Source organism: Bacillus sp. 179-C3.3 HS, assembly GCF_047229225.1.
Lineage (GTDB): Bacteria > Bacillota > Bacilli > Bacillales > Bacillaceae > Bacillus.
Genome location: NZ_JBFEFT010000041.1, coordinates 1 through 5,178, shown reverse-complemented (window position 1 = coordinate 5,178; position 5,178 = coordinate 1). Strand labels below are relative to the sequence as shown.

The 5,178-nt window shown below is 40.2% G+C and carries 8 protein-coding genes; 3 read left to right on the top strand and 5 right to left on the bottom strand.

What is annotated here, in order from left to right; genetic code table 11:
- Positions 1-272: 272 nt before the first annotated feature.
- A complete protein-coding gene (locus AB1K80_RS17060; protein WP_412858124.1) occupies positions 273-1,391 on the top strand; it encodes an NADH-dependent flavin oxidoreductase in 1,119 nt (372 codons plus the stop codon).
- Between the two features lie 47 nt (positions 1,392-1,438).
- Here the strand turns inward: AB1K80_RS17060 and AB1K80_RS17055 are convergent, their stop codons facing one another.
- Positions 1,439-1,945 carry a PTS glucose transporter subunit IIA gene (locus tag AB1K80_RS17055; protein WP_412858122.1) on the bottom strand — a complete coding sequence of 169 codons (507 nt, stop codon included), beginning with the start codon at positions 1,943-1,945 and terminating at the stop codon, positions 1,439-1,441.
- Between the two features lie 170 nt (positions 1,946-2,115).
- Between AB1K80_RS17055 and AB1K80_RS17050 the strand changes: the two genes are divergently transcribed.
- Positions 2,116-2,535 (top strand): Hsp20/alpha crystallin family protein, encoded by a 420-nt coding sequence (locus AB1K80_RS17050; protein WP_412858120.1) that lies wholly within the window; start codon positions 2,116-2,118, stop codon positions 2,533-2,535.
- An 18-nt stretch (positions 2,536-2,553) separates the two neighbouring features.
- On the opposite strand, the gene AB1K80_RS17045 is transcribed toward AB1K80_RS17050, so the two are convergent.
- The 3 genes from AB1K80_RS17045 to AB1K80_RS17035 all read right to left on the bottom strand — a co-directional run bounded on the left by AB1K80_RS17045 (position 2,554) and on the right by AB1K80_RS17035 (position 3,773).
- Complete coding sequence (locus AB1K80_RS17045) at positions 2,554-3,003, bottom strand: YppG family protein (protein WP_412858119.1); 450 nt, start codon at positions 3,001-3,003, stop codon at positions 2,554-2,556.
- A gap of 106 nt (positions 3,004-3,109) precedes the next feature.
- On the bottom strand, positions 3,110-3,484 hold the full coding sequence (locus AB1K80_RS17040; protein WP_412858118.1) for a YppE family protein: 375 nt from the start codon (positions 3,482-3,484) through the stop codon (positions 3,110-3,112).
- A 55-nt stretch (positions 3,485-3,539) separates the two neighbouring features.
- Positions 3,540-3,773 carry a DUF5446 family protein gene (locus AB1K80_RS17035; RefSeq protein ID WP_412858116.1) on the bottom strand — a complete coding sequence of 78 codons (234 nt, stop codon included), beginning with the start codon at positions 3,771-3,773 and terminating at the stop codon, positions 3,540-3,542.
- A gap of 196 nt (positions 3,774-3,969) precedes the next feature.
- Between AB1K80_RS17035 and sspM the strand changes: the two genes are divergently transcribed.
- Positions 3,970-4,074, top strand: a complete 105-nt coding sequence (sspM, locus tag AB1K80_RS17030; RefSeq protein ID WP_412858114.1) for an acid-soluble spore protein SspM — start codon at positions 3,970-3,972, stop codon at positions 4,072-4,074.
- Between the two features lie 23 nt (positions 4,075-4,097).
- On the opposite strand, the gene AB1K80_RS17025 is transcribed toward sspM, so the two are convergent.
- Positions 4,098-5,060: a DUF2515 domain-containing protein gene (locus AB1K80_RS17025; RefSeq protein WP_412858125.1), complete on the bottom strand. Its 963-nt coding sequence runs from the start codon at positions 5,058-5,060 to the stop codon at positions 4,098-4,100.
- Positions 5,061-5,178: the final 118 nt, after the last annotated feature.

Here is a 5,178-nt window from a genome sequence, read left to right as displayed (position 1 = left end):
CTATTAGGAAAAGGAGAGGTTTGTGCTGGCTTCGCTTCAATTTCATGCCAATGTTCTACCTGTACGTCTTTTTTTAATTCTTCTATGAGTTCTTTCATTGTTTTCTTTTTCATATCGCATCACCTCTCATTCTTAGTGTACCGAATATTTGTTTGCATGACTAGGCGTCAATTTTTTGATACCATCCTGTGAGCAAATATTTTGAAGTGTTGTCATCATATCCATTACACTTCTATAGTGAAATGATTTTATGAAGGAAGAAGTGGATAAGATTGAAAATAGAATTCAAGCCTTTATTTGAACCATTTACTTTTCCAGGAGGCGCCTCTATTGAGAATCGATTGGTCGTCGCACCGATGACACATTTCGGTTCTCATGAGGATGGTACGATTTCAACAGAAGAAATTGACTTTATTACAGCTAGATCAAACGACATGGGTATGGTGATCACTGCATGTGCGAACGTGACTCCTGATGGGAGAGCCTTTGATGGACAGCCTTCGATTGCAAGAGATGAAGACATCCCTGGTCTCAAAAAACTAGCCTCTGCGATCAAAGCAAAAGGAACAAAAGCCGTTATGCAAATCCATCACGGCGGCTCGCAAAGCCTTCCTCACCTCGTACCAAACGGTGATGTGGTTGCCCCAAGTGATGTATTAAATGACGGAAAGCAAATAGCACGTGCGTTAAAAGATGAAGAAATACGCCATATCATCCGTTCATTTAAAGAAGCGACAAGACGAGCAATACAAGCTGGATTTGATGGTGTTGAAATCCACGGAGCAAACGGTTATTTAATTCAGCAATTCTACTCTCCGCATAGCAACAAGCGCACAGATCAATGGGGAGGAAACGAAGAAAAACGTCTGACTTTCCCTATCGCTGTAGTAGATGCTGTCAAAGAAGCCATTGACGAGTACGCCACAAAACCCTTTATTTTTGGGTATCGACTTTCACCCGAAGAACCAGAGACACCTGGTTTGACGATGGCGGAGACGTTCACATTAGTCGATGTGTTAAAAACAAAAGGCCTTGATTATTTACATATCTCATTAATGGAAATCGATGCCAAAGCAAGACGTGGCGCAGATACTAGCAAAACCCGTATGGCACTATTAAAAGAGCGCTGCGGCGATACCCTTCCACTGATCGGTGTTGGTAGCGTCATTACAGCCGAAGATGCAATCAATGCGTACAATCAAGGAATTCCGCTGATCGCCATCGCACGAGAGCTAATCGTTGATCCTGATTGGGCTGTTAAAATCAAAGAAGGGCGAGAAGATGAGATCGAAACGGTCATCAAACGCAGCCAAAAAGACAAGTATCTCATTCCAGAAGGATTGTGGTCTGTGATGGAAACAAACAAAGGCTGGGTTCCGATGGAGGATTAATGTTAAAAAAACTACCCTATGTGCGGGTAGTTTTTTTGTGTCTTCTATTAAATGACTTTCACGGTGAATAGTTTCGAGATCTGTTTTTCCACAGTTCCCTTTGGCTCTTTATCAAGTCGCTCGATGATATCACCATTCATAATCACAATAGGTGTTACCGTACTTGCCGCTTTTTCAGCGATGAAATCTAAGTCAAATGTAATGAGAGGATCACCGACTTTTACTTTGTCCCCTTCTTTGATATGCGACTCAAATCCTTCCCCATTTAATCCAACTGTTTCAAGTCCAATATGAATCAAAAGCTCAAGCCCTGAGAGTGTTCGAATGCCAATTGCATGTTTCGTATGGAAGAGTTGAATGATTTCCCCCTCTACTGGTGACACAATGACACCATTACTTGGTTTGACTGCAACACCGTCTCCCATCATCTTTTGTGAAAAGACTGGGTCTGGTACGTCCGTCATATCCATCAATTCTCCATCAGCCGGAGAATAAATCGTTTCTTCCTTGACATCATCTTGTTTTTTTCCGAAACCGAATAACTTTTTCAGCAATGTTCATTTGCTCCCTTCAAGCTTTGCTTCTAGATCGAAATCGTGCATCATTTTTTGCTTTTATACAGCTTTTTCTATATTCAACACTATTTAATCATAATTTTTTCCTCTCATCAATTGATAACCGCTTGCGCCCTTTTTGCATAGGCTGTATATGAGAGGTGATTCAATTGACACAAAAAGATGACAAGAAATATGAAGTGTTGCCAAATGAAGATTTTTTAAGCGAAGCCATTGAACAATTTTTCGCTTCCTCCCCATTCCATGAGATTCTAAATCATGCCGAGGCAATGATGACGACGTCTCATTCACTTGCATCCATCGCAACCAATGTGACAGAAGATGATCAAGCTGTATACATTGACATTCAATTCCCAGATCATTTTGTTGAAGGCGATATTGCACTTGAAGTAAAGGCCCAATATTTACACTTATCCGTACAGGAGAAAATCAAAACAGACACGACCTCTTCCTACTCTAGCTTTACCAAAACCATTTTAATGCCTGCAAAAATTGACCAAACAAACATGACAAGTATATGGAAAGATCAAACCTTACATGTAACGGCACCAAAAGAAACAACCCAATAGATCTTCTATTGGGTTTTGCTATGCTTTAAAGATACTTGTAAAACCTTTTGCTAATGAACCGACTTGATTCATTGCACTCATCATTTGACCAGCCGTATCAAACATTTTGTTAAAGTCGTATTGCCCATTGGACTTTTTGAATTGCGATAGGACACTTTTAAATTGTGAAGGCTGCTGTTTTTGTGGCCTAGGCAATGGATACGGATTCATTGGCTGTTGCACAGGCATCATGCCTGGCTGTAGCATCTGAGGCTGATTGATAGGCGTTGGCTGCTGATAAGGCATGTAATGCTCTTGGGGTCCATTTGGCGGATGGGGTTGTTGATAGCCCGCAGATGGCATTTGGCTCATTCCTGTTTGATATGGAGGCATGAAGTATTCTGGTGGCTGCTGCATGTCTAGATATGGAATAGAACCTTGTTGTAATTGATTCAATTGATTAGGCTGCTGGTTTGAATAAGGGAACATCTTTCTCGCTCCTCTCGCTCAAAAACTGTTGATGTCAATGCTATATTATGAAAAAAGACAGAAGGTGTGCCTAAGATGCCGATAAGAAAAAGCGCAGGATGTACCATCAGCTGCGCTTTTTACCGATTTCTTCTATTAAAAGATTCAGTGTATATAGGACCGATTCAACTAAATTTTTCACACGGGTTGCAGGTAGTTTACCAACAAAAGATTGCATGACAATTTCTTTCGCATTCTCTTGTACAGCTTCTAGTTGCTCTTGATGTAGGTATTTCGGTTTCACCTGATGAATAAACGAAATAGAAGCGGCAAGCCACTCTTCCATTTGTTTGTCAAAACCAACAACAGCTGGCTGTATGTCTTCATAAAAATCATAGGCGGGGTACACTTCTTCAGCCTTTCCCTTTTGATACCGCTCATAGGCTTCCTCTACCCACTGTTTTAGTTCTTCTGTTTGTTTCACTAAAGTTTGATTCAACATGTTCACCTCTACGAACATCGTATCAAACGAACACTTTTTGCACAAATAGAAAACGCTAACCAGCGTGATATGCTGGTCTTGCCGCTAGCTTATATTCTGCTTCATGAATTTTCAATTCGCAGTCCTTCACCTCTGATTCGAGACGATCAATCATTTGCATATGATTCTCATGTGCTGTGTGTTTGTTATGTTGCACGGCAACAGTTAATTCTGCTTCAACCTCATCAATTTGACGTTCAATATCTTTTAACAACTGCATAATGGATTCTTTTGATACAAATTCGCTCATCATCAGATTCCTCCTTTATTGTCTCTCGTTACATTCTCTTTTCTCTCGTTCCATCCTTCACACTTGACAAAACTAGAAGCAAATCACCAATCTAAGTGAAAATAAGCGGTGTTTTTTCATTTTCGACAGATGGTTGTCCTTCTTTGTATGATTGCGTCTCATTCTGTAAATTCTAAGAACAAAGGAGGTAGATGTCATGAAGAAGCAGCAAGCACCGAAAGAGCAAAAGCCTAAAGAGAAAGAAAACAGTACAGATCAGCTTGATAAAAAGCTCGGCGGTCCTAATCGTCCATCCACGTAAAAAAAGCAGGGTTCCCCTGCTTTTTATTTATGCTGAAAATAGTGCTCTAATGAGAAAAGAAAACGAAGTTGCCTTTTTTTATGGAAGTACCATTGCGTAAGTTCAATTTGTTTTGGTAATGATGCAGCTTGAAATAAGGCTGGGTGTACTTTATTTTGAAACCAATCTTCCTTTTGATCGTCTAATGAATGAGTCATCGCCGGATAAACCGTTCGTAGGAAAGGTGTTGACCTTCTAGCGATCCCTAAAAATTGTTCAAAATCAAACCGTGAGCCGGTATGTGGTACGGTATGTAAAAAATGATAGAAATCAGAAAACAAATCAGCCCGAAATAACAGGTTCGCTAATTTTTTTCCTAAAAGGATGCGCTCCTTTACATGTGAAAACTTGCGTATGGTGATGCCATACAAATGCCCGTCTACCGTTGGAAACACGACCGTTTGGAAATGTCCCCACTCGCTGAAAAGATATTGAATCGAGTGAAAAACATTCTTTTTCAGAAGAGGATTTTGTATAATAGGAGATTGTATAGTATATTGTTCATTTATGATGAGTGCATAAAGCAGACGCTCTGTGTCGCGGTTTTTCCAAAACCGTTCCCACTCGGCACGCATAAAACGAGACACTTGGAAAGATGGCAATAGATGAAATAAAGGCTTCTTGCATCGCTTCGACCATTCATATAACAAAAGCTGCGGATAAGCATCAGAAAAGATGAGCCAATTCGCTCTTTCATATGTTGTAAAAAACAGGTGACCTTGCTGATCGGTTAAACCGGGATGGAAAAGTTCGCCCTTTAAATCAGTCATCGACCACCCAGCGTTCCTGGATACAAAAGAAGCAAGCAATGACCATTTCATCTCTGGATGACGATCATAATAACGTTTGTAAGCATTTGTTCTTGTCAGATTGTCTTTATTCTTTCTTTTCGTTTCATGAAAAATTTGCTGAATGATGTGTTCTTCTTGATGTAACAATATCGTCATCTCTCCAATACAACATGCATTAAAGGAGGCTGAAACTAGATGATTCGGTATCCAAACGGAAAATCGTATCAGCCCATACAACAAAGTGGGACAAAAAACAGATTGAGCGGCGAATCCT

Coding starts and splice junctions, on each gene's coding strand:
- AB1K80_RS17025 (WP_412858125.1), bottom strand. CDS start 5,060: ATGACGATATTGTTACATCAAGAAGAACACATCATTCAGCAAATTTTT.
- sspM (WP_412858114.1), top strand. CDS start 3,970: ATGAAGAAGCAGCAAGCACCGAAAGAGCAAAAGCCTAAAGAGAAAGAA.
- AB1K80_RS17035 (WP_412858116.1), bottom strand. CDS start 3,773: ATGAGCGAATTTGTATCAAAAGAATCCATTATGCAGTTGTTAAAAGAT.
- AB1K80_RS17045 (WP_412858119.1), bottom strand. CDS start 3,003: ATGTTCCCTTATTCAAACCAGCAGCCTAATCAATTGAATCAATTACAA.
- AB1K80_RS17040 (WP_412858118.1), bottom strand. CDS start 3,484: ATGTTGAATCAAACTTTAGTGAAACAAACAGAAGAACTAAAACAGTGG.